Annotated in this window: 21 protein-coding genes; 10 read left to right on the plus strand and 11 right to left on the minus strand. The window is 65.5% G+C overall.

Going from position 1 to position 22,867, the window contains the following annotated elements; translation table 11 throughout:
- Positions 1–23: 23 nt before the first annotated feature.
- Positions 24–1,883, minus strand: a complete 1,860-nt coding sequence (locus tag ACFXKN_RS21260; protein WP_378947900.1) for a VanW family protein — start codon at positions 1,881–1,883, stop codon at positions 24–26.
- A 356-nt stretch (positions 1,884–2,239) separates the two neighbouring features.
- On the opposite strand from ACFXKN_RS21260, the gene gnd reads away from it, so the two are divergent.
- The 4 genes from gnd (at position 2,240) to ACFXKN_RS21280 (ending at position 5,730) form a co-directional block, all read left to right on the plus strand.
- The gene (gene gnd, locus ACFXKN_RS21265) at positions 2,240–3,271 is read left to right on the plus strand and encodes a phosphogluconate dehydrogenase (NAD(+)-dependent, decarboxylating) (protein WP_378947903.1); all 1,032 of its coding nucleotides are present in this window, start codon (positions 2,240–2,242) and stop codon (positions 3,269–3,271) included.
- 318 nt (positions 3,272–3,589) lie between these two features.
- A complete protein-coding gene (locus ACFXKN_RS21270; protein WP_378947907.1) occupies positions 3,590–4,288 on the plus strand; it encodes a hypothetical protein in 699 nt (232 codons plus the stop codon).
- A gap of 109 nt (positions 4,289–4,397) precedes the next feature.
- The gene (locus tag ACFXKN_RS21275; protein ID WP_378947910.1) at positions 4,398–5,375 is read left to right on the plus strand and encodes an alpha/beta hydrolase; all 978 of its coding nucleotides are present in this window, start codon (positions 4,398–4,400) and stop codon (positions 5,373–5,375) included.
- 139 nt (positions 5,376–5,514) lie between these two features.
- Positions 5,515–5,730 (plus strand): hypothetical protein, encoded by a 216-nt coding sequence (locus ACFXKN_RS21280; RefSeq protein ID WP_378947913.1) that lies wholly within the window; start codon positions 5,515–5,517, stop codon positions 5,728–5,730.
- A gap of 71 nt (positions 5,731–5,801) precedes the next feature.
- Here the strand turns inward: ACFXKN_RS21280 and ACFXKN_RS21285 are convergent, their stop codons facing one another.
- Entirely contained in the window at positions 5,802–7,139 is a 1,338-nt protein-coding gene (locus tag ACFXKN_RS21285; RefSeq protein ID WP_378947918.1) for an acetyl-CoA C-acetyltransferase, read from the minus strand.
- 206 nt (positions 7,140–7,345) lie between these two features.
- Between ACFXKN_RS21285 and ACFXKN_RS21290 the strand changes: the two genes are divergently transcribed.
- The 3 genes from ACFXKN_RS21290 (at position 7,346) to ACFXKN_RS21300 (ending at position 11,147) form a co-directional block, all read left to right on the plus strand.
- Positions 7,346–8,701, plus strand: coding sequence for a 3-oxoacyl-ACP reductase (locus ACFXKN_RS21290; protein ID WP_378947923.1), 1,356 nt, complete (start codon positions 7,346–7,348; stop codon positions 8,699–8,701).
- Positions 8,701–9,570 carry a MaoC family dehydratase gene (locus tag ACFXKN_RS21295; protein WP_378947926.1) on the plus strand — a complete coding sequence of 290 codons (870 nt, stop codon included), beginning with the start codon at positions 8,701–8,703 and terminating at the stop codon, positions 9,568–9,570. Before ACFXKN_RS21290 ends, ACFXKN_RS21295 begins: the two co-directional genes overlap by 1 nt.
- A gap of 278 nt (positions 9,571–9,848) precedes the next feature.
- Positions 9,849–11,147 (plus strand): acyltransferase family protein, encoded by a 1,299-nt coding sequence (locus tag ACFXKN_RS21300; RefSeq protein WP_378947929.1) that lies wholly within the window; start codon positions 9,849–9,851, stop codon positions 11,145–11,147.
- Positions 11,148–11,209: 62 nt separating this feature from the next.
- On the opposite strand, the gene ACFXKN_RS21305 is transcribed toward ACFXKN_RS21300, so the two are convergent.
- From ACFXKN_RS21305 to ACFXKN_RS21320, 4 genes are all read right to left on the minus strand, one after another.
- The gene (locus tag ACFXKN_RS21305; RefSeq protein WP_378948248.1) at positions 11,210–12,385 is read right to left on the minus strand and encodes a type II toxin-antitoxin system HipA family toxin; all 1,176 of its coding nucleotides are present in this window, start codon (positions 12,383–12,385) and stop codon (positions 11,210–11,212) included.
- 14 nt (positions 12,386–12,399) lie between these two features.
- The gene (locus tag ACFXKN_RS21310; protein ID WP_378947934.1) at positions 12,400–12,594 is read right to left on the minus strand and encodes a helix-turn-helix domain-containing protein; all 195 of its coding nucleotides are present in this window, start codon (positions 12,592–12,594) and stop codon (positions 12,400–12,402) included.
- Positions 12,595–13,699: 1,105 nt separating this feature from the next.
- Entirely contained in the window at positions 13,700–14,149 is a 450-nt protein-coding gene (locus ACFXKN_RS21315) for a hypothetical protein (protein ID WP_378947937.1), read from the minus strand.
- A 781-nt stretch (positions 14,150–14,930) separates the two neighbouring features.
- Entirely contained in the window at positions 14,931–15,515 is a 585-nt protein-coding gene (locus ACFXKN_RS21320) for a cysteine hydrolase family protein (protein WP_378947940.1), read from the minus strand.
- A gap of 75 nt (positions 15,516–15,590) precedes the next feature.
- On the opposite strand from ACFXKN_RS21320, the gene ACFXKN_RS21325 reads away from it, so the two are divergent.
- The gene (locus ACFXKN_RS21325; RefSeq protein ID WP_378947943.1) at positions 15,591–16,565 is read left to right on the plus strand and encodes a GlxA family transcriptional regulator; all 975 of its coding nucleotides are present in this window, start codon (positions 15,591–15,593) and stop codon (positions 16,563–16,565) included.
- A 456-nt stretch (positions 16,566–17,021) separates the two neighbouring features.
- Positions 17,022–17,366: a hypothetical protein gene (locus ACFXKN_RS21330; protein ID WP_378947948.1), complete on the plus strand. Its 345-nt coding sequence runs from the start codon at positions 17,022–17,024 to the stop codon at positions 17,364–17,366.
- Positions 17,367–17,424: 58 nt separating this feature from the next.
- On the opposite strand, the gene ACFXKN_RS21335 is transcribed toward ACFXKN_RS21330, so the two are convergent.
- From ACFXKN_RS21335 to ACFXKN_RS21350, 4 genes are all read right to left on the minus strand, one after another.
- Positions 17,425–18,138 (minus strand): helix-turn-helix domain-containing protein, encoded by a 714-nt coding sequence (locus ACFXKN_RS21335; protein ID WP_379433666.1) that lies wholly within the window; start codon positions 18,136–18,138, stop codon positions 17,425–17,427.
- A gap of 74 nt (positions 18,139–18,212) precedes the next feature.
- Positions 18,213–18,647 (minus strand): ImmA/IrrE family metallo-endopeptidase, encoded by a 435-nt coding sequence (locus tag ACFXKN_RS21340; RefSeq protein WP_378947954.1) that lies wholly within the window; start codon positions 18,645–18,647, stop codon positions 18,213–18,215.
- A 25-nt stretch (positions 18,648–18,672) separates the two neighbouring features.
- Positions 18,673–19,104 (minus strand): HigA family addiction module antitoxin, encoded by a 432-nt coding sequence (locus ACFXKN_RS21345; protein WP_378947958.1) that lies wholly within the window; start codon positions 19,102–19,104, stop codon positions 18,673–18,675.
- Positions 19,105–19,391: 287 nt separating this feature from the next.
- On the minus strand, positions 19,392–21,227 hold the full coding sequence (locus tag ACFXKN_RS21350; RefSeq protein WP_378948251.1) for an acyl-CoA dehydrogenase: 1,836 nt from the start codon (positions 21,225–21,227) through the stop codon (positions 19,392–19,394).
- Positions 21,228–21,438: 211 nt separating this feature from the next.
- Here ACFXKN_RS21350 and ACFXKN_RS21355 point away from each other — a divergent pair, with 211 nt between their 5' ends.
- Positions 21,439–22,041: an alpha/beta family hydrolase gene (locus ACFXKN_RS21355; RefSeq protein ID WP_379433667.1), complete on the plus strand. Its 603-nt coding sequence runs from the start codon at positions 21,439–21,441 to the stop codon at positions 22,039–22,041.
- On the opposite strand, the gene ACFXKN_RS21360 is transcribed toward ACFXKN_RS21355, so the two are convergent.
- Positions 22,042–22,713 (minus strand): class I SAM-dependent methyltransferase, encoded by a 672-nt coding sequence (locus ACFXKN_RS21360; protein ID WP_379433668.1) that lies wholly within the window; start codon positions 22,711–22,713, stop codon positions 22,042–22,044.
- Positions 22,714–22,867: the final 154 nt, after the last annotated feature.

The following is a 22,867-nucleotide window of genomic DNA, read 5'->3' on the forward strand; positions in this document are numbered from 1 at the left end:
GCGAGCCTCTCAACGCTGAACCCTTACTCGCACTTGACGACCGGGATCGGGTCGTACTTCACGGTCCGCGTGTGTCGCGACACCTGGGTGCCGGACTTGGCATCGGTGATCACCCTGGTGTCGGAGATGGTGAAGCCGGGCGCACCCTCGGAGGCGATGCAGTCCTTGCCCTTGGGCAGGACGACCTCATTGGGCTCGGTCGGCTTCGACTTCTCACCCGTAATCGATTCCACGTTCACGGTTTTGGTGCCCCACAACCGCACGGTGATCTCGGATCCGGTGGCGACCGCCTGAATGTAGACACCGGTCGTGCCGGTATTGCGGAACGCCAGGTCGATCGCGCCGTCGAACACGGTCGCTTCCCGTGCGGCCGGGTAGCGCGAGATGTAGTAGCTGTGCTCGGTGTGTCCGCCGTCTTCCATCCCGGCGAAGTAGGCCGCGTTGTAGAGCGTGGTGGCGAACTGGCTGATGCCGCCGCCGACCGCGGTACTCGGCCTGCCGTGGTCGATGATGCCGGACTCCACATAGCCTTCCGCGGTGGTGCGCGGACCAGTGAACCCGTTGAGCGAGAACGTATCTCCCGGCTTGATCACCGCACCGTCGACCTTGGCGGCGACCGTGCGGATGTTCACCCCGGAGGGTCCGCTGAAGCCGCCGGTGGTGAACTCGCCGATCTTCTCGTTGACCCCGAGCGCACTGGCGGCCTCGGTGGTGAGCTTGGGCTCGATGCGCTGATACACCACCGGGCTGGTGCGCGGACCCGGCTGGGTGAGCAGGGCGGGCAGCTTCTCCAGCGTCTTGGGCCAGTCGACCTTCTCGCCGACCACGGCGGGCACGACGGTCGGCTTGCCCCCGACGACGGTGAAGGTGGCGTCCTTGGGTTCCACCTCGGACTTCGCCAATTGCGGTGCGAGCAGGGCGATCACGGCGTCGTTGTCGATCTGGGGTGCCAGCCCGCCGTTGCCGTCGGGCACGAAACCGAGCACATCGGCGATCTGATCGGTGGTCAGCGATCCCTGAACGTCCTTGCCGGACACAGTGATCGGTGACGCGACGGCCGGTGTCGCGATATCGCGCAACGCCGCCTGCACGGCATCGATCCGCACGGCGACGGGTGCGGCAACCACGGGCAGATCCAGCTCGCTGCTGGCGGCCCACCGCTCGGTGATGGTGGCTCGCGCGCCGTCGGTGTCGAGCACCCGGCCCGGTACCGGCGCGACCGCGACGGGCCTGCCGTTCTCGAACCGCACCGTGCCTTCGACGGTCGGATTGTCGTGTACGCGGAAATCCGCGAGCTGTGCGTCGAGGGCCGCGGTGTCGACGATGCTCGCCACCGGCACCTCGCGGGTACCGAACAGTGAGATCAGCCGGCTCACCGGGTTCAGCGGCTGGCTGCCGACCGCGGCCCAGGTGCGGTCGTAGTCCACCGACAGACCGGCGGCGGCGGGCACCATGCTCGCCTGCACGTCACCGATCCGCACAGGTAGCGGTCGTTCGGCCTTGGGTCCGAGCTCGGTGTGGAGCAGGGCGTCGGCTTCGGCCTGATCCATCCCGCCGATCTCGATACCGGCGACGACGACGCCGCGCGCCACCTCACCCGTGCTCAACGCGAGGTCGGCCAGGTAGGCGGCGGTGCCGACGGCCAGCACGGCGCCGACCGCGATCCCGACCCGCTTGACCAGCTGCTGGTTGTCCGGCGGGGTCGGCGGCTGTGCGCCTGCCGGGCCGGGAGTGGGTGACCAGCGATCGCGGGTCACGGTGGTCAAAGGCTGGGTGAGGGCGGTGGTGTCCGGATCGAAAGTGCGATTTGAATCGAGCAGCTTGCGTAATCCGACCTCGCCCCTTCGGTCGGCCGGTTGTCCGGCGGTCGACTCGCTGGGCACGGAGGTCCTTCCGTTAGGTTGGCCCCGATGTTTGCGGGGTCCGGCCCGAGGGTAACGCGCTTCGGCGCGCTCGGCAGCTCGGCAACCGGGTGGGGACTATGTAAACGCTCCGTGTGGATGACGGATCGGGGTCTGACAGCTTACTAGGCAGCGGAAAGGCTCCGTGTAGTTGCCGGGTCGGGGGTCTGGCAACTACACGGAGCCGATCTGTTTATCGTGGCCCGGAGCGGGGCGTTACAGCCCATTCGGAAGAATTTCGGCGGGTGGGGCGACGCCCGCCCTTCGTCGCGTCTCGAGCTCGCGAGACAATCGACGTGAGAATCGACACCACGGGGTGCGGACAGCGAGGAGAACTGATGCAGCTGGGAATGATCGGCCTCGGCCGGATGGGCGCCAATATCGTGCGCCGGATCGTGCGCGACGGGCACACGGCCGTCGGCTACGAGCGCCACCAAGGCCCCATTCCCGAGCTGGAAGCCGAGCTCGGCGACAAGTTCAGCGGCACGACCGACCTGGCCGAGTTCATCGGCAGGCTCGAGGTGCCCCGCGTGGTGTGGGTGATGATCCCCGCCGGTGCCACCGGTGCGGTGATCGAGAACGTCGCCGAGCTGCTCGAGCCCGGCGACATCATCATCGACGGTGGTAACAGCCGTTACCATGAGGACATCAAGCGCGCGAAGGCGTTGGAGCCCAAGGGCATTCACTACCTCGACATCGGCACCTCGGGAGGCGTGTTCGGCCTACAGCGCGGCTACTGCCTGATGATCGGCGGGAACAAGGCCCAGGTCGATTACCTCGAGCCGCTGCTGGAGACCATCGCCCCCGGCTACGAATCGGCCCCACGCACCCCTGGGCGTACCGGGGAGCCGTCGCAGGCGGAGAAGGGATACCTGCTGTGCGGTCCGCACGGTGCGGGCCACTTCGTGAAGATGGTGCACAACGGCATCGAATACGGCGCGATGGGCGCCTACGCCGAGGGTCTCAACATCCTGAAGCACGCCAACGCGGGCTCGGCGTATCTGCACGGTGAGCACTCCGCCGAGGAGACGCCGATGGAGCACCCCGAGTACTACATGTACGACCTGGACATCCCGGCCATCACCGAGGTGTGGCGTCGCGGTTCGGTCGTCGCCTCCTGGCTCCTCGATCTCACCGCATCGGCCCTGGTCGCCGACCCCGACCTGGACTCCTACGGTGGCCGCGTCTCCGACTCCGGCGAAGGTCGCTGGACCGTCGACGCCGCGATCGACACCGCGGTCCCCGTCCCGATCCTCTCCGCCGCCCTCTACCAGCGCTTCTCCTCCCGCGGCCAAGCCCTGTACGCCGACAAGATGCTCTCCGCCATGCGAAAGGCGTTCGGTGGCCACAATGAGCTGCCGCAGAAGTAGCCAGACGCGCATATTCCGCAAGGCGTTCGGTGGCCACAATGAGCTGCCGCAGAAGTAGCCCCCTATACGCCCCGCAACCGGTTTTCGTCGCCAGACGGAGGCCGGTTGTCGCGTTTTCGGATCGATTCGGATGACCGAAAATCCTCGGATGCTACCCGCCTCCAAGAGTAAAACAACGATGTTCCACAAAATAAGAACACGTTCCTATTTTCCAGGACAAGCGTCCAGCCTGACCTATACCTTGTGGTCAGAGGGGGGGGACAGCCCACCTGATGAGGAAGTAGTCCCGGCCGTCTCGCCGGGGCTTTGGAGGAAATCATGTTCCGGACTTCGCGTATCGCCGCGGGCGTCGCCACCACCGCTCTGGTCGTCGCCGGTGTCGGTGTCGGCCTTGGATCCGGCGTTGCCGCCGCCGCCGACTGTGCGGTGAGCACCCACGCGCAGAAGAAAGATGCGAGCACCGTCGGCGTCACCCACGTCTACGACAAGATCGCCAGCGCCGAGCAGATCGGCGTCGGCACCTCGGTCACCTACAAGGTGATCGTCGGGACCACCGGAATCGGCAACCCGTACGTCAACACCATCACCGACTTCCCGCCGGTCGGCTTCGGGGCGCCGATCAAGACCACCATCACCGCCTATCACGCGGTCGGCGGCCAGGTCACCGAGGACGTCACCGCCGAGCCCAACGCGGGCGGCTGGAAGGTGACGAGCACCGGCTGGTTCGTCAACTCCGGCAACCCGGTCACCATGACCATTACCTACCCGGTGCCGAGCGACATCAAGGTGGGCCAGATGGTCACCAGTGGTGGCGTCGGGGTGGCGGGCACCGTCGGCGTCAGCAATGAAATGCCCGGCCTCACCGCCTGTTTCACCGCACGTGGCGCCAACGCGGGCGAGACCGTGATCGGCAGCCTCGGTGACAACGGGCTCGGTTCCGATGATGGCCAGCTGAGCTCCACCGGCTCGCTGAGCGACATCATCTCCGACGTGCTGCGCAATCTGATCGGTAGCTGATCGCGTAGCGCGTGGTGCGCCGGGACGTCTCTCGCGCTGCCGTCCCGGCGCACCATTCTCTTTGTGGCGTCATTCGTTTCGAACTCTGTGAGGATTCGTGTTCACCTGTATGCGGACAGTGCTGACCGCGCTCGCTGTCATCGCGGTGTCGGTCGCTTCGATCGGGACCGCCGGTGCGGACGGATCGAAGCTGGATCGGATCGAACGACCCGGCCAGCGGCAACAGACGCTGCACGTGTACTCCGCGTCGATGGACCGGGTGATCCCGCTGCGGGTCATCACGCCGCACGACACCAGCGCGCCACGGCCGACCCTGTACCTGCTCAACGGCGCGGGCGGCGGCGAGGACATCGCGAACTGGTACAACCAGACCGACATCGTGCAGTTCTTCGCCGACAAGAACGTCAACGTCGTCACGCCCGCCGCGGGCGCCTTCTCGTATTACACCGACTGGCAGCGCGACGATCCGAAGCTCGGCCGCAACAAGTGGCAGACCTTCCTCGCCGAGGAACTCCCGCCGATCATCGACGCCACCCTGAACACCACCGGCGTGAATGCCATCGCGGGCCTGTCGATGTCGGCCACAGCGGTGCTCAACCTGGCTATCGCCGCCCCGGATCGCTACCGCGCCGTCGGGGCCTACAGTGGCTGCGCCTCGGTCGACGACCCGATGGGCCGCGCCTACATCGACCTCGTTCTCGCCCGTGGCGGAGCCGACCCGGCCAACATGTGGGGCCAACCCGGCGACCCGGCCTGGCGTGCGAACGACGCCTATCTCAATGCGGAACGGCTGCGCGGCAAGGCGATCTACCTCTCCAGCGCGAACGGTCTGCCCGGCCCCGCCGAAACTCTCCCGCCCGGTGCGACGCCGGGAAAGGTCATCGGCATGACCGACCAGATCCTCCTCGGCGGCGCCATCGAGGCGGCCGCCAACCTGTGCACCCAGCGCCTGGCCGCCCGCCTCGCGGAGCTGAACATCCCCGCCCACACCGAATTTCGCTCCGCCGGCACCCATACCTGGCAGTATTGGGAACAAGATCTACACAAATCCTGGCCACTTCTCGCCGCGGCTATCGGTGCGAGCTGACATTCGAATGTCTTCTAGCACTGGGGAATTCAGGTAGTCAAGCCCCCGGAATCTATGGATAACGATCGCGTCGAGGCACCCGATGTGGTTATTAGCTTTGCTCAGATTTCCCCTCGAAAGGCTTGTTATGCATCGTCGAATGATCCGAATCCTGGTCGCGACCGCGGCTGTCGCCGGTATCGCGGCAGGCGCGTCACCCGCGCTCGCCGCTCCCGCCCAACCGGCCGTCGTCGCCGAATTGGGTTCCGCCGGAACCGGTTCCGCGCTGGTGGACCTTCCGCTCGGCATTCTTAAATTCATCATCTGCGGTCCGTGGGCGTCCGCCGAGCCGCATCCGAACCCGATGTGCCGCTGAGGTCTGACAACGAACGGCGGGTGGTCTCCGGATAACCGGAAACCACCCGCCGTCGCTGTGATCAGTGCGGACTAGCGCTCGATGATCGCCACCACGCCCTGGCCGCCCGCGGCGCAGATGGAGACCAGCGCGCGGCCGGAGCCCTTCTCCGCCAGCATCTTCGCGGTCGAGGCGACGATGCGGCCGCCGGTCGCGGCGAACGGGTGGCCCGCGGCGAGCGAGGAGCCGTTGACGTTGAGCTTGCTGCGGTCGATGGAGCCGAGCGCGGCGTCGAGGCCGAGGCGCTCCTTGCAGTAGGCGTCGGACTCCCACGCGGCCAGGGTGGCCAGCACCACGGAGGCGAAGGCCTCGTGGATCTCGTAGTAGTCGAAGTCCTGCAGGGTCAGGCCGTTGCGGGCCAGCAGGCGCGCCACCGCGTAGGTGGGCGCCATCAGCAGACCGTCGGGGCCGTGGATGTAATCGACCGCGGCGACCTCGGAGTCGACCAGGTGCGCGAGCACTGGCAGCTTGTGCTCGGTGGCCCACTCGTCGGTGGACAGCAGCACCGCCGACGCGCCATCGGTGAGCGGGGTCGAGTTGCCCGCGGTCATGGTGGCCTCGCCGGCCTTGACGCCGAACACCGGCTTCAGGGTCGACAGCTTCTCCACGGTCGAGCCGGGACGCAGGTTGTCGTCGCGGGTCAGGCCGAGGAACGGGGTGATCAGGTCGTCGAAGAAGCCACGGTCGTAGGCGGCCGCCATGTTCTTGTGCGAGAGGTAGGCCAGCTCGTCCTGCGCCTCGCGGGCGACGCCGAATTCCTTGGCGGTGATGGCAGCGTGCTCACCCATCGACAGCCCAGTGCGCGGCTCGGCGTTCTTCGGGATCTCGATGCCGAGCATCGAGGGACGCAGCTGGCCGACCAGCTTGAGCTTGTCCTTGGTGGTCCTGGCGCGGTTGGCGGTGAGCATCCACTCGCGCATGTCCTCGCTCACGCCGATCGGCGCATCGGAGGTGGTGTCGGCGCCGCCGCCGATGCCGGACTCGATCCGGCCGAGGGCGATCGCGTCACCGACGGTGACGATCGACTGCAGGCCGGTGCCACAGGCGAGCTGCAGGTCGTGGGCCGGGGTGTAGGGCGAGAGCTTCGAGCCGAGCACGCTCTCGCGGACCAGGCTGTGCTCGCCGACACGCTTGAGGACCGCGCCGCCGACAACCATGCCGAGCCGTTCGCCCTGCAGGCCGAACCGGCTGACCAGACCATCGATGGCGGCGGTGAACATGTCCTGGTTGGACGCCTTCGCGTACGCCTTATCGGAGCGCGCGAACGGGATGCGGTTGCCGCCAACGATGGCAACCGGGCGCTGGGTCTTGGCGGCCTTGGCAGTGTTAGCTGCAGCCTTGGCGGTCGCCGAGCGGGCTTTGCTTGTCACTCGAGTTCTCCATGGTCTCGTCGGTTCCGGGTAACGCCGGCCGGTGGAACAGGCCCCCGTGCGGGTACAGCGTCGTATCGGTTTACATTAAACTTACTCCGGAGTAAGTTCGTTGTCGACACCGTACCCGCAAGTGTGCGCTCACACGGGGGACACTGGGCGGAGCACGGTCACACAACTCGTCGAGCACAGAGAAGGTAGGAACAGTGGCAGCCAAGAGCAAGGGTGCACCGAACCTCTACGGATCTTTCATCCACTCCGCCCCCGGCGCGTTCCTCGCGAGCAAGCTGGGCCTCCCGCAGCCTGCTGAGCTGCGCCGCTACAAGGCGGGCGAGCCCGCTCTGCCGGGCCCGGTCCTGCTCGGTGGCAAGGGCCGCCTGGCCGAGCCGGTCCGCGCGCTGCTGTCGGATTACACCGTCGCGGACTCGCTCGACTCGGGCACCAAGTACGGCGCGCTGGTCTTCGACGCCACCGGCATCGACTCGATCGACAAGCTCGCCCAGCTGTTCGAGTTCTTCCAGCCCGCCATGCGCAACCTCGCCCCTTCGGGCCGTGTCGTGGTTCTCGGCACCACCCCCGAACTGGTCGGCTCGGTCGACGAGCAGATCGCCCAGCGCGCGCTCGAGGGCTTCACCCGTTCGATCGCCAAGGAGCTGCTGCGCGGCGCCACCGGCCAGCTCGTCTACGTGCACCCCGAAGCGGGCGCCACCGCGACCGGCCTCGAGTCCACCCTGCGCTTCCTGCTCTCGGGCAAGTCGGCCTTCGTCGACGGCCAGGTCATCCGCGTCGGTTCCGGCGACTCCGTCGCCCCTGCCAGCTGGGACAAGCCCCTCGCGGGCAAGGTCGCCGTGGTCACCGGTGCCGCGCGCGGTATCGGCGCCACCATCGCCGAGGTGTTCGCCCGTGACGGCGCCACCGTGATCGTCGCCGACATCCCCGCCGCGGGCGAGGCGCTGTCCGACACCGCGAACAAGATCGGCGCCACCGCGCTGGCCCTGGACGTCACCGCCGCCGACGCCGCCGAGCGGCTGGCCGAGTTCGCCGTCGAGCGTTTCGGTGGCATCGACATCGTCGTGCACAACGCCGGTATCACCCGCGACAAGCTGCTCGCCAACATGGACGATGGTCGCTGGAACTCGGTCATCAACGTGAATCTCGCCGCACCGCACCGGATCACCTCCGGCCTCGTCGCCAAGGGTGTGCTCAAGGAAGGTGGCCGCGTGATCGACGTGTCCTCCATCGCGGGCATCGCGGGCAACCGTGGCCAGACCAACTACGGCACCTCCAAGGCTGGCGTCATCGGCATGGTCGACGCCGAGTCCCCGCTGCTGGCCGCGAAGGGCATCACCATCAACGCGGTGGCGCCGGGCTTCATCGAGACCGCGATGACCGCCGCCATCCCGGTCGGTACCCGTGAGGCGGGTCGTCTGATGAGCTCGCTGCTGCAGGGCGGCCAGACGATCGACGTCGCCGAGACCATCGCCTACTTCGCGAGCCCCGCGTCGAACGCGGTGAGCGGCAACGTGGTTCGCGTCTGCGGTCAGAGCCTGATCGGCGCCTGATGACCCAGACCATCACCCTCACCGAGGTTCCCCGCAACGGCGGCCTGTACGCCAAGGCCGCGCTGGGCGCCATCCCGCTGCCCGCTCCGCTGTCGGCTCGCAAGCCGACCCTGCCCGACCGTCGAGTAGTCCTCGAAGGCGTGCGGGTCGACCCCGACCACCTGGCCGCCTACTGCCATGCCACCGGCCTGCGTTTCAGCGACACCCTGCCGCTGACCTACCCGTTCATCCTGGCGTTCCCGCTGGCGATGCAACTGGTAGTCGCACGGGATTTCCCGTTCAGCGCGATCGGTTCGGTGCACTTCGAGAACGTCATCGAACGCACCCGCGAGATCTCGGTCGCCGAGCCCCTCGATTTCTCCGCCCATATCGAGAACCTCCGCGAACACCCGAAAGGCCTTCTGGTGGACGCGATCACGGAGATCAGCGTCGGCCGGGAACTCGTCTGGCGCCAGGTGACCACCTTCCTGCACCAGCAGCGCACGTCACTCTCGGGCGGCCCCAAGTCGGCACCTCCCGCCGACGAGGTCCCGCCGCCCCCGCTGCGCGTGCAGCGCGTCGATCAGAAGATGATCAACCGCTACGCCGCCGCCTCCGGTGACCACAACCCGATCCACGTCTCCGGAATCGGCGCCAAGGCAATGGGTTTCCCCCAGACCATCGCCCACGGCATGTGGTCCGCCGCCGCGATCCTCAGCACCATCGAGGGCCGCGTTCCCGAAAAGGCCACCTACGCGGTCAAATTCGGCAAGCCGATCTTCCTCCCGTCCTCGGTGAACATCTACGCCGACCAGGTCGGATCCGGCTGGGACCTCTCCATCCTGCACCCCAAAAAGGGCTACCCCCACCTCACCGCCACCTTGCGCTGAGGTCTCCTCGACAAGGCCCGCACACTCCAGGGGGGTGTGCGGGCCTTGTTGTATTCGAGATGTCGGCGACAACCACACCAGGGCACCGGATCCCGAGTGATTCGCTGCCCGCGGGGTCGTCGTCGACGGTGAGAGTTCAGGGAGTGTGGGACCCGCGATGAACTGGGTATACGTCATTTCATGCCCAGTGCTGCTGCGCCCGGTCGCCGCGGTCGGCCGGCGCTAGGATCACTTGCTATGCGTGTGGTTGTCCTTGTTCGAACTCTTCGCGGTGTGGTGTGACGAAATCTGATGAAGCGGTTTTCGATCCGGTAGCACCGGTCGAAGAAAAAGTACGTACCCGTGGTGGCCGGTTCGAGTTTCTGGATGCGCTCCGGGGTTTGGCGGCTTTGGCGGTGGTGATCGGGCATTGTGGGGAGCGACTGTGGCCTGAATACGCACGGTTCTCGTCGTCATATTTCGGGGCCGGGATGTTCGGGGTCTTTGTCTTCTTTATCGTCAGCGGCTTCATCATCCCCGCATCATTGGAGCGAGGGCGTTCGCTCGGCGCGTTCTGGGTCGGCCGGTTCTTCAGACTGTTCCCACTGTTCTGGGGCTGTCTGATCGCGGCGATGATCCTGCATTCCGTCGGCCGGTTCGGTCTGCAAGCGGGCTTTCTGGCCGACCCCGGATGGCACATTCTCACGAATGTCACCATGGCGCAGTTCTTCCTCGGCCCACCGGATACTCAGGTGATCGGGGCCGCGTGGACGCTGTCCTACGAGCTGGTGTTCTACCTGTTCGTGTCGCTGTTGTTCCTCGGTGGGCTCAACCGGCGATCGGTGCCGCTGGCCGTCCTCGCGATCGGCTCGATCGTCGCCGCACTGTTTTTGCCGGTCGCGATGGTCAATGGCCCAGAGTCGAGCCTTGCCAGTCGCCTGACGGTCGTAATAGCGACAGTGGCCGTCGCGGTGTTCTTCGCTCGCCGTGCAACCGCAAGACGCTCGGCCGTCGCAGCGGTCCTGCTCGCAGCGATCGCCGTCCCGTTGGTTCTCAACCAACCCGGTCCGTCTGCGTACTCCGCCACGATCTTCGCCACGATGTTCGTCGGTACGGTGCTCTACCGAATGACGGCGGGCGAGATCAGCACCGCGCTCGGCTGGCGAATGTTCGGGTTGGCCGCATGCGTGATCCTCGCGTTCAAATTCGTCGTCGAACAGCCACATCTGGACCCGTCGACCGGCGTGTGGATCCCCTGGTGGAAGGAAGCCGTCACCATGATCTGCGCTTACCTGCTGTTCGCTGTCGCACTGCTGTTGCGCAAGTACTCCTTCCCGCGGCCCTTGCTGTTCCTGGGGCGGATCAGTTTCTCGCTCTACCTCATGCACGCCCTTGTGCTCGGCGCGATAAACCCGTGGACAACATCGGTACTCGGGATATCCGCAGCCTGGCTCACCTGGTGCACCTGGGTGATCGGCTCGATCGCTCTCGCGACTTTGACCTACCACACGATCGAGAAGCCCTTCCACAACCTCGGTCGCCGTCTGATGGACAAGATGGACGCGCGAGCACAACCGGCAGCAACCCCGGCCGACTGACCCAACGCCTACCGAACGAATGCCCCGCTTCCGGCGGGGCTTTCGTCGTTCGGCTTGCCCCGTCACGCGTCGAGCGCTTGCTCCAATTCTCCTCGGCGAAGCCGGAGTTCACGTCGAGTTCGGTTCAACGGCGAACCGGCTATCCGGAGCTGATCGAGATCGACCGCCGTGGCGGCGCGGAGCGCGAGTTGTTGCGCCGACTTCGCGGCTTTGGTGGGTACCCCGATTTCTGCGGCGAATTCGGTCCAGTGCTTCGCACGTAGATTCTTGGTTCGTCCGGCGATCGGTAGCGCCATCGAGTCGTCGTCGTAGACCAGGGTGCATGGAATGTCGTAAATCGGCGCGATATCCCAGCGCCCCACGCTGTCCCGCAGTACCCCGATGTTCTTGCCATGCAGGTCGCCATTGCCGGTCAACCATGCGAACAGGAACTGCAAGTAGAGATTTCGTGCTGCGAGCAGCGGGGCGCCCACTATGCCGACCAGCGCTCCGACCACCTGGACCGAATCGACGTTGTACTTCGATGCGGGCGGCAACCCGAGCACTTGGGTGGCATCCTCGAACGCGAGACGACGCCACGTGTCTCCCTCGTGGACACGGTCGAAACGGCGGACGAGCAGCCCTGGCAGGCCGGACTTATCGTGCACGAGATTCGAATCAGCGACCGCCAACTTCAATGTGCGGGCCGCCGCCAGATGCGCGGCTTCGTTCTCGATCAGGTGCGGGTATCCCGACTGCGATAGCTTCAGGATGAATCGGCCGAATCCCGCGGCGATCGGTGTGCTGATCATCGACGCGCTTGCCTTGTTCTGGACACCTGGGATCGACTGTCGGTCGACATCGTCTACGAGGCAGTCGAATTCGAGCTCCTCGGCTGACATGCAGTCGACAAGCGCGGGAGCGTCAACTGGTTCGGCACCGGTGGGGAAGATCTGAACGTCGCCTGGTGCGTCGGCGCCGACCGCGAGTAGCAGACTGAGTTCGTCATCAGCGCTGGTCTTGACCGCACGACGAAGCACGGTCAAGCGGTGTCCTTCCGGTAACAGGCCAGCGAAGAACGGCGGCACCGACCCGGATCTGCTGATAACCGGGTCGGCACCGAGCGGCAAAGTCGTAGCGATTGCATCCCCAGAATACCCAGGGGTGTAACGGAATTCGGTGCTGCCGTCCGCTCTCCTGCTGATCGAGGCGGCAAGACAACCGGCCTTGTAGATGTCGGCGGCGGTGATCCTTCGCATCGCATCGAAGTCGGTCACGGCGTCACCGTCAGTGCCAACCCGAGTGCGCTGGCGACGGCGGCGACTGTCCCGATGCTGGTGGAACCATGGCCGTGTTCGATATCGCGGACCGTGCGCGTGGAGGTACCCGAAAGTTCGGCCAGCTGCTCCTGCGTCAACTGGTGACGTCGCCGCTCAGCTCGAATCTTCGCGCCTATGTCGGTCAACATGTCCACCACCTGATACTAGTCGGCAGAATATTGCCGAATTGGGTGCCTTCGCCGGTAGCATACCTCAGAATTCGACCAATCGGCAGAATCCTGCCGAAATTGGGTCGGTTGGCAATTGTTTGTCGCGCGGGTCCACCGGATCGGCAGAATATTGCCGAAACATGTCGAAGCGCCCTGTCTGATGGCCGGTTCGCTCGGGTGCGAGGGTGTTCTTCCCAGCTATCGGGCGGAAAATCGCCGGTGCGGCAAGTCCTGGTCGGGGTGAGGAATGTATGAATGCGGCTGAGCCGCAATCGTTTACAGTCGTCCTGGTATTGCCTGGTTTTCGAGTGAGATCAATCGTGGTATTTGCCGATCATTAATTGGATATAACAAAAGGTTCGGCGCAGGCGCGCTGCTCGGCCTCGGTTCTACGCCTTGGCCGAGCTTCGCGTGATGCGATCGATCGATGTCCAGCGATGATGATCGTTTTCGGGTCCGCGCCAGCAATGCCGAATGATGATCTGCGAACAGCACCGACAGCTTGGTCGCCACGTAGGCGACCGCGAGACGCCTGGCGGTCGGGCTGGATAGTGTTGTGCCCCATGGAGTCTGAACTAGTCGAAGAACGTCGCGGGCAAGGTGGTGGGAGATTCCGAGCAACGCGCTGGCGGGTAAGGAGGCCCTTCTGATTCGCCGCGGCGTTCTGCCCGACCGTGCGGCTGGCCACCTCGGTGAGCCGCCGAGCGACGAGGTCAGTGAGTCCGGGATGCCCGGTGCCACTGCGTTTTTCGAGGAAGACTCCGAGTTCTGCTGTAGCCATCGTGACTGTTCCAGTCTGATAGCGACTACCCGCCGAACCGGGTCTGACAGCCCGGCATCTCGACAGTTTCTCGACGGAACTGGTGCGCACTGGAACCCCAGTGCTCGGCCCGCACTCCCGAAAGGGTGTGCGGGCCGTTTTGTCGTCTTAGTGGACGATCAATCGCAATGCGGTGCAATGCGGTTCAGTGACAGGACGAATAGGCTCGCTGTCGTGATCAGTGATGCGCACATCGGTAGCGCGTTCCCGGTAGCCGAACTCAATTCGGCTACCGGGAAACGATATTCGTTCAATTCCCAGGGATCAGGGAAGGATCTGCGGAATGACGTCCGGGGCAACCGCACCTACGATCAAACCGACCAGGGCACCCTGCAAAGCTGGCCCGAGGGCGCAGAGCGGGATGAGGGGAATGCCGACAATGGTGACGGCGCAGATAGTAGCGCCGATCACGGCCCCGACGATCGCACCCGCGGCCGCCCCATTGGCCATCGGATCGTGGTTGGCCGCATTCGGATTGGTGGCGATTTCCTGCGGAACCGTACCCGCGACCGGAGTGGCAGCCTGTGCGGCAGCCGAGGTGTTGGGCTGCTCTGCGACTGTAGCGGCCGACTGCGCGACGACCGGAGCCAACTGGACCGGAACCGGATCCTGCGAAGCCGCGACCAGCTGAATGACCGGGGTCTGCTGCGGGGCAACGCCCGCGACGTCGGCGGAAGCTGTTCCTGCTCCCGCGAAAGCTACCGCGACCGCCATGGGAAGTGCCGCGATTAGAGCCTGACGGCATAATTTGCCGGTAGTCCGACGCATTGATTTTCCTATCCCCTGTACACGCCGCAATCCGTTGGCGTGCTGAATGTTTCGCTGTGCTGCTGATGACAGCGATCAAGTTCTATCCGATCCTGGTCGCCTGGACAAATCCACGGAACGGCTATGAGCGCGCGGCGGAGTTGAGTTCGCGGCATATCCCGGGGACTCGGGCCTGTGCCGAGCGATCACAGCGCGCCGCTGGCGGTCGACTTCGCCGAGCTACCCGACGGGCCGTTACCCACGCAGATCGACGGATACACGTAACGAGCCGCCGCTATCACCTCCGACGCCATGCCAGTTCTCGAAGCGGTGCGGCTGGTGCACGCACGTTCCGCGGCCGACAACCGCGACGGGGCACCGCCACAATCTCATTGCCCGACGGTGACCGGCGGGTGATCACCGATCCGCGAATCGCATTCTGGTCCGGTACCTCGGCGTGCTGGCAACTCTACGAGTTCCGATCCGGTCAAGAGCCTGACACTATCACCGCGATGTGGGCGGGGTAGCGCCCCCGGCGGAGCTAGCTCTGACGGATTCAGCCGGACTGTCCGCTGGTGGGGACGATTCCTCGTTGTCGAAGTTCGGGCTTCGGAACGAGCTGTGCGAGACGGGCACGCCTCGAAACCACGACTGTTCGTGCCGACCCTGCGGTGCGAGACAGCGGTAGGTGTTCTGCAGTCATAGCACTGGCGGGTTCGTCTGACCTGGAATCGGCTGAGGGCTAGTTCTAAAACTGCCGGAGGTCGGTGGGAGTGGGGACGACGATTCCGTAGAGGTCGGTGATGATGGCCAGGGCGCTGGCGTGGAGTTGAGCTGCGGGGACATCGCCCAGGGGGCGGGTGGCGCAGGCTGAGGCGACGATGGTCGGGGTGTTGCCTCGGAGGAAAGCTCCTTCGGTGGTGAAGGTGACGCACATGTGGGTCATGAAGCCGGCAATGATGAGGTTGGGTTTGCCTGTGGCGTCGATCAATTCGGCGAGCTCGGTGTTTACGAAGGCGTTGGGGACAGATTTGACGACGGTGGGTTCGCCGGGGGTTGGGGAGAGCTGGGGATGGATTCGGCCGATGTCGGTGGTGATGTCGTAGGGGGTGTCTTTGCCGCCGTCGTTGATGACGTGGATGACGGGGGTGCCCGCAGCCCTGGCCGCGGTGAGGAGTTCGGCTGCCGCGTCGAGGGCCTGTTCCCAACCGGTCAGTTCCATGACGCCCTGGGTGTAGGTGTTCTGGTAGTCGATCAGGACGAGGGTGGAGTTGGTCAGTGATGCGGGGGTTTCGTCGAAGCCGTTGAGTGCGCGCAGCGTTGTGGAGGTCATGGGATCCACGTTATGGACGGTGCGTTGTGTCGGCAATGTCATGTAACCTGCAGATTCGGACATGGAGGTTGCGGGATGACTGAGCGGCTCATTGTGATCGTGTTGTTCGATCGGGTGGATTTGCTCGATGTCACGGGGCCACCGGAGGTCTTCTCGCTGTTGCAGCGGGAGATGGATGAGCCGACCGGATATCAGGTGGTGTTGGCCGCCGAGTCGATGGCGGCGGTTACTACCTCGGCGGGGGTGCGGATTCTGCCGGATGTGACGTTCGCCGAGTTGGGGCGGGTGGACACAGTGGTGGTGCCCGGGGCGGTGGAGGTGGATAGTCGGCGGCGGGTCAGCGCGGTGGTCGATCCGGGGGTGGTCGCGGCGGTGGCGCGGTTGGCCGAGGGGGCTCGGCGGGTGGCTTCGGTGTGCGTTGGTGCGCATATTCTGGCGGCGGCGGGGCTGCTCGATGGGAAGCGGGCGACCACGCATTGGTCGACCGCGAAGCAGTTGGCGGCCGAGCATCCGAAGGTCCTCGTCGATGCCGATCCGATCTACATTCGCGACGAAAACGTATGGACGGGTGCGGGACTCACGGCTTGTCTGGATCTCACGCTGGCGCTGGTAGCCGATGACTTCGGGGATGAACTGGCGTTGCGGGTTGCTCGCCAGCTGGTGATGTATCTGAAACGGCCGGGTGGGCAGAGCCAGTTCAGTGTGTCGCTCGAGCCGGTGTCCACCACCCGGCGGATCGAGGATTTGCGGCACTACATCACCCGCAATATCGCCAGTCCGCTCACTGTCACCGAGCTGGCCGAGCAGGTTCATGTCAGTGATCGCCAGCTCACACGAATCTTTCGCACCGAACTCGGGATGACGCCCGCGGCCTACATCGAGTCGGCGCGGGTGGAGGTGGCGCGGCATCGGCTCGAGACGAGCGACGAAACGCTCCAACGAATCGCCGCCACTTGCGGATTCAACACCATCGATACGCTCGCGCGTGCTTTCCGTCGCCAGCTCGACACGACCCCGAACGAGTACCGCCGCCGTTTCCGGATCGGGTGACTCACTATGATCTTGGTCGAGAGGTTGTCGGTGATGGATTGAGCTACAAGGGGTTTCGGGATATGGGTATCGTGGAGCAATTGCCGACCGGGTCGGCGACGACGATGCTGTGGGGAATGACAGGACTATTGCAGCTGCTGGTGCGCGGTTTGGGTTCCTGAACAGGTCACCGATAGTTCTTGCCACTGGCAGGCCCGCCGCATATGCCTCGGCAGTCCCGGTCGGCTGGCCAACGCGATACCCGCGTCTTGGCGCTCCAGATGGCCCGCCCGCATCAGGATCAGATCTTCGGCATCGCGGGTGATGCGAACGATGCCGTCGCCTGCCTTCTCCACCACGTCTTTCGGCGGGCTTGTCTTGCCCCCCTTTCATCGGTCTTCTGTCCGGGGTTGTTCTGCTGTTAAACATCTTGTGCGGCGGAAATCCGCGGCAAATCTGAAGTATGAGGGGTTCATAATGAGCAAGATTCGTGTCTTCGGTGTAGCGATTGCGGCGGTGGCCAGCGTCACGGTACTCGGCGCGGGCGTGGCGTCCGCCGAGGAGCCGGCCACCGGCTCGGCCGCGCTGCTCGAGCAGCTCAGCAGCGGAACGGGTGCGACTGAGCCTGTGGTCGAGGAAGAGCCTGCCACCGGTTCCGCCGAAGGTCTGGACCTCGCCGCGCTGCTGGCGCTGCTGACCTCCGGGTCGAGTGAGGCCGAGCCTGTGGCCGAGGAGCCTGCCACCGGTTCCGCCGAAGGTCTGGACCTCGCCGCGCTGCTGACGCAGCTCACCACCGGCACGGCCGCAGCGGAAACCGAGTAGCTCGAACCCTGAGCGCTGTACCTGCGGCACCCGTCGGATCGACGGGTGCCGCACTGCTTCATCGCACGGGGATCAGGCGGTAGAGCCACCACGGGCGGCTCGGGAACGCGGGGTCGTAGATGCGCAGCATCATGCGGCGCTCCAGACCGGTACTGCGTTCGCGCAGCCGCAGGTGGCGCCGGGCGATGTCTTGGGGGCGAACTTCGCTGGTCCACACCGGATCCCAGTCGGGGGACTCGCCGCACGATGCGGTGATGGCGCTGACGCGCTGGGTGGGGGCGAGCGGGGCCAGCATGCGGAAGGCATGAACCAGGAGCTGGGCTTCGGTGTTCCAGTCTAGGTAGACCTTCTTCGCCACGGGGTTGAGGAACATCCACTCGAGCATGTTCACGCCGGCGCCGAGACCGGGGAAAAGGCGCTGGTAGTCGGAGTTCGCTGCCAGCATGTCCATGGTGGGGAAGCGGGTGAGGCAGGCGGGGTGGGTGAGGCTGGCCAGGTCGGCGAGGTCCTCGGCCGAAGGGGCGGTTGCGACGGCACCGGATTCGACGGCGGGCAGGCCGAGTACCAGGATGTGCTTGCGATACCAGTGCGGCACATCGAGGGAATCGAAAAGGCGTTGCAGCATAGCGTGATTCGGGACAAGCGCGCCCGACTCGATCTGACTGATCAGCAACGGAGCCATCTGCGCTCGCGCCGCGAGCTCGGTTCGCGCGAGTCCCGCCGCCAGCCGCCGCTCGCGCAAATACGCACTGAGCGCAGTACTTTCACCCATCGCAACCCCCGAGCCTCGCCCCGACCGACGGCAATTCCAGGATACGCCGGGTTCGGGACCTTACCTCTGAAACGTCATACCCAGGCGCTCAGATAGTTCCTGACATTGGGGGTCAGGTCTCGTAGGTGCGACCACGGCAGTCTGCCCTGGTGCTGAAGCCTGCCGACGATGAGTCCCGGGTGAACGCCCATGGATGCCGCGCGGTCGGTGACCGCGCGTTTGGAAATCGGTGTGGAGAACTCGAGTCTGCCGGGCAGCGCCCATTCCATAGCGAGCTTGTCGGCGGCGTGTTCTGTTTCGTTCTGGGTGGCCGCGCACACGTCCGAGTCCAACGCGATGCCACTGGACAGGTGCCCCAAGTGCACGTGCGCAAGTTCATGTAGCAGGGTGAATACGACACTGTCGATACGCTGGATGCGGCCGGACAGGGCGACTACCGGCGCCCCCGACTTGTCCAGATAGGCGCCGCCGTCGATCTTTCCCGACTTGAACGGCGCTACATAGACCAAGCGAATGCCCTACTGCCGGAACAGGTCAGACAACGCGGCGAGCGCGGAAGGCACGCGCGCGTGCTCGACGACATCGCCCGCGAGTTTCCGGACGTCCCCCAGTGGGGACGATCCCTCGTTGCCGAAGTTCTGGCATCGGAACGAGTTGTGCGAGACGGGCCCGCCTCGAAACCACGACTGTTCGCTCCGACCCTGCGGTGCGAGACAGCTTCCACAACCGGTAGGTGTTCTGCAGCCGTAGCCAGGTGGCAGCCTCCGTGCCGGTTGCTGCCGCGACTTCCAGCGCTGTTTCCGCGGTGATCTCCTTGTGCCCGTTGAGGATCTCGGAAACAGCCTGTGTCGGCCTACCCAGAATCTGGGCGAACTCGGCGACGGTCCAGCCGCGTGCCTCGATCTCGTCCCGGAGGTATTCGCCTGCCGGAAACGCCTGCGCAGGCAGCCCGGCATCTTCATTCATTTCTCAGGCCTCCCCTCACGGCAGATCAGTGGTAGGAACGCAGCACTTTCACCGGTCGCAACCCCCGAGCTCACCCCGCGCCGACGGCAATCCCAGGGTACGCCGAGCTCAGCACCGGAGACCAAAACGGTCCGGAGTCTGAGACTCCGGACCGTTCAACTGGTCTCGCAAGAACATGGGTAACTCACCGGGAACCGGCTAACTCCCCGCACCACCTACCTCCGGCCGCGCGCTCGAGCCGAAGACCCACCTGAGTCTGGCCAAAATACGCGGAGAGGCGGAACAGATCAGAAGGCGGCTTCGTCCAGGTCCATGATGTCGTTGTCCAGGTTGGCGAGGATCGCGCGGGTGGCGGTCAGCTCGGGCAGGATGTTGCGGGCGAAGAACTGCGCCGAGGCGACCTTGCCGGTGTAGAAGGCGACGTCGGAGCCGGTGGCGCCGTTGTCCAGCGCGGTCAGCGCGATCTCGGCCTGGTTCAGCAGCATCCAGCCGATGAACAGGTCGCCGACCGACATCAGGAAGCGCACCGAACCCAGGCCGACCTTGTACAGCTCGGTCGGCTGCTCCTGCGCGCCCATCAGGTGGCCGGTCAGGGTGGCGGCCATGGTCTGCACGTCCTCGAGCGCGGTGGCGAGCAGCTTGCGCTCACCCTTGAGACGCTCGTTGGCCGAGTCGGACTCCAGGAACTTCTGGATCTGGCCTGCCACGTGGGCCAGGGCCACACCGCGGTCACGCGCGATCTTGCGGAAGAAGAAGTCCTGCGCCTGGATGGCGGTGGTGCCCTCGTACAGCGAGTCGATCTTCGCGTCGCGGATGTACTGCTCGATCGGGTAGTCCTGCAGGAAGCCCGAGCCTCCGAAGGTCTGCAGCGAATCGGTCAGGTACTGGTAGGCGCGCTCGGAGCCGACACCCTTGACGATCGGGAGCAGCAGGTCGTTCACGCGGAACGCGACGTCGGAGTCGGCACCCGAGACCGCGAGCGCGATCTCTTCGTTCTGGTGGGCGGCGGTGTAGAGGTAGATCGCGCGCAGGCCCTCGGCGTACGCCTTCTGGGTGGCCAGCGAACGACGCACGTCCGGGTGGTGGGTGATGGTCACGCGGGGCGCGGCCTTGTCGGTCATCTGGGTCAGGTCGGCACCCTGGACGCGGGTCTTGGCGTACTCCAGCGCGTTCAGGTAACCGGTCGACAGGGTCGCGATGGCCTTGGTGCCCACCATCATGCGAGCGTTCTCGATGACGTCGAACATCTGCGCGATGCCGTTGTGCACCTCGCCGACCAGCCAGCCCTTGGCGGGCACGCCGTGGCCGCCGAAGGTGACCTCACAGGTGGCCGAGGCCTTGATGCCCATCTTGTGCTCGACGTTGGTGACGAAGACACCGTTGCGGTCGCCGTAGGTCTCGGTCTCGAAGTCGAAGTGGGTCTTCGGGACGTAGAACAGCGACAGGCCCTTGGTGCCCGGTCCGGCGCCCTCGGGGCGAGCCAGCACCAGGTGCATGATGTTTTCGAACATGTCGTCGGAGTCGCCCGAGGTGATGAAGCGCTTGACACCCTCGATGTGCCAGGTGCCGTCTTCCTGCTTGATCGCCTTGGCGCGGCCCGCGCCGACGTCGGAACCGGCGTCGGGCTCGGTCAGCACCATGGTGGCGCCCCAGTTGCGGTCGGCGATCTTGGCCGCCCACTTCTTCTGCTCTTCGGTGCCGTTGTTGAAGAACACCTGCGCGAAACCGGCGCCCGCGGCGTACATCTGGATGGGCGGGTTGGCGCCGAGGACCATCTCCGACAGGGCCCAGGTGACGGCCGACGGTGCGTTCAGGCCGCCCAGTTCCTCGACGACGCCGACCTTGGCCCACTCGCCGTCTTCGAGCGCCTTGTAGGACTTCTTGAAGGACTCGGGGATGGCGACGGTGTGGGTGTTCGGGTCGAACACGGGCGGGTTGCGGTCGGCGTCGGCGAAGGACTCGGCCAGCGGGCCCTCGGCCAGGCGGCGGACCTCGGAGAGCATTTCCTTGACGGTGTCGGTGTCCAGGTCGCCGAAGGCGCCTGCGTCGAGCACCTTGTCGATGCCGAGGACCTCGAAGAGGTTGAACTCGAGGTCGCGGACGTTTGCCTTGTAGTGGCCCATGTGAGTACTCACTCTCCATTGAGTTCTGGTGCGGTCGGTGGTGTGCCGTTCCCGCCCGTCGCCGGTTTTCCGCATGCTACTCGCGGGTAACTTATTGACCATATTACCGGTGGGTAATCATCTCGGCAAAGGGGTGGGCGGCAATGTGATGTGAAAAACACGCGCGGGTGCCGCAACGTTGCTCGCCGCGACCGCGGGGCTACCGTGAGATGTGCGCATCGAGACGACTGCTGGACCGGCCGAGATCGAGCTCGACGACGTGCGTGATCCGGCATTCCTGCTGGTGATCACGCATGGAGCCGGTGGTGGCGTCGATGCGAAAGATATTCTGGCCGTGCGTGATTCGGCAGTCGAAGCGGGTGGGGCGGTAGCTCGGGTCGTGCAGCCCTATCGGGTTGCCGGTCGACGGGCGCCGGGCAACGCGGACAAGCAGGACGAGGCCTGGCTCGAGATCGTGGCGGCGTTGCGGGCGAGATTTCCCGGGATGCCGGTTGTTCAGGGGGGTCGAAGCAACGGGGCTCGGGTTGCCTGCCGCACGGCCGTTGAGGTAGATGCGCGGGGCGTGATCGCGCTGTCGTTCCCGTTGCATCCGCCGGGCAAGCCCGAGAAGAGCAGGCGCGATGAGCTGCTGGCGCCCGGGGATATCGAGGTCGTGGTGATCAACGGGGGTAGTGACCCGTTCGGGGTGCCCGACGCCGCCGATGCCGCCGAAGTGCGGGTGATACCCAAGCAAGCGCACTCGTTCCGCACCGGATTCGACGTCATCGAGGCGACCGTGGCGCCCTGGTTCGAGCGCTGGAAGCTGGACGACTGATCAGTCGGTGGGCTCGGGGAGGGGGCGTTCGGCGATGAGCAGGGAGTCGATGGCGTCGGGGCCTTCGGTCGGGCGGAACACTTCGTGGGCGAGGGCGATGGTGATGTCGTCGCGGGCCAGGTCGGCGCGTAGATCTTCGGGGGAGAAGAGGATCTCGGGTTCCTGAGGGCCGCCGTAGCCGTCGGTGACGTTGCGGGTGGCGTGACCGAGGATCAGCAGCATGCCGCCGGGGGCGAGCATGTCGGACAGCTGGTGCAGCAGGGCGCGGCGCTCGTCGGCGGGGAGATGGACGAAGACCATCAGGATCAGTTCGAAGGGACCGGTGATCTCGGCGGCTTCGAGTTCGGTGATATCGGCTGTTTGCCAGTGCACGCGGGACCGGACCGAGCGCGACAGGCGGGCGGCCACCGTTCTGCCCTTGTCGATCCCCACCTGCGAGAAGTCGACGGCCGTGACCTGCCAGCCGTGAGTGGCGAGCCAGAGGGCGTGGCGGCCTTCACCGCAGGCCAGGTCCAGCGCGCGGGGGAGCGACGGCGCGACCCCCGACTCATCGGGGAGCAGGGGGATTCTGCGGTCCAGACCGTAGACGTGCTCGACAACGGTGCTGTTCGGCGGTGCGCCCCACACCAATTCGCTGCGGGCATACCGTGCGTCCCAATCCGCTGCGCGCATTCCGCCTCCCCGATTCATGGCCGGACTCAGGCGTGTTCGCAGCGCCGCGGCCGCCGGTCGGCCTGGAGTCATGGTAGCCCGTTCCCGGTGGTTACCCATGGGCTCACGGGACATCCACCCCTTTTCGGGGGTAGTTGCTACGTGAGCCAGATCA

It is taken from the genome of Nocardia sp. NPDC059195, assembly GCF_042754695.1.
Taxonomy (GTDB): Bacteria; Actinomycetota; Actinomycetes; order Mycobacteriales; family Mycobacteriaceae; genus Nocardia.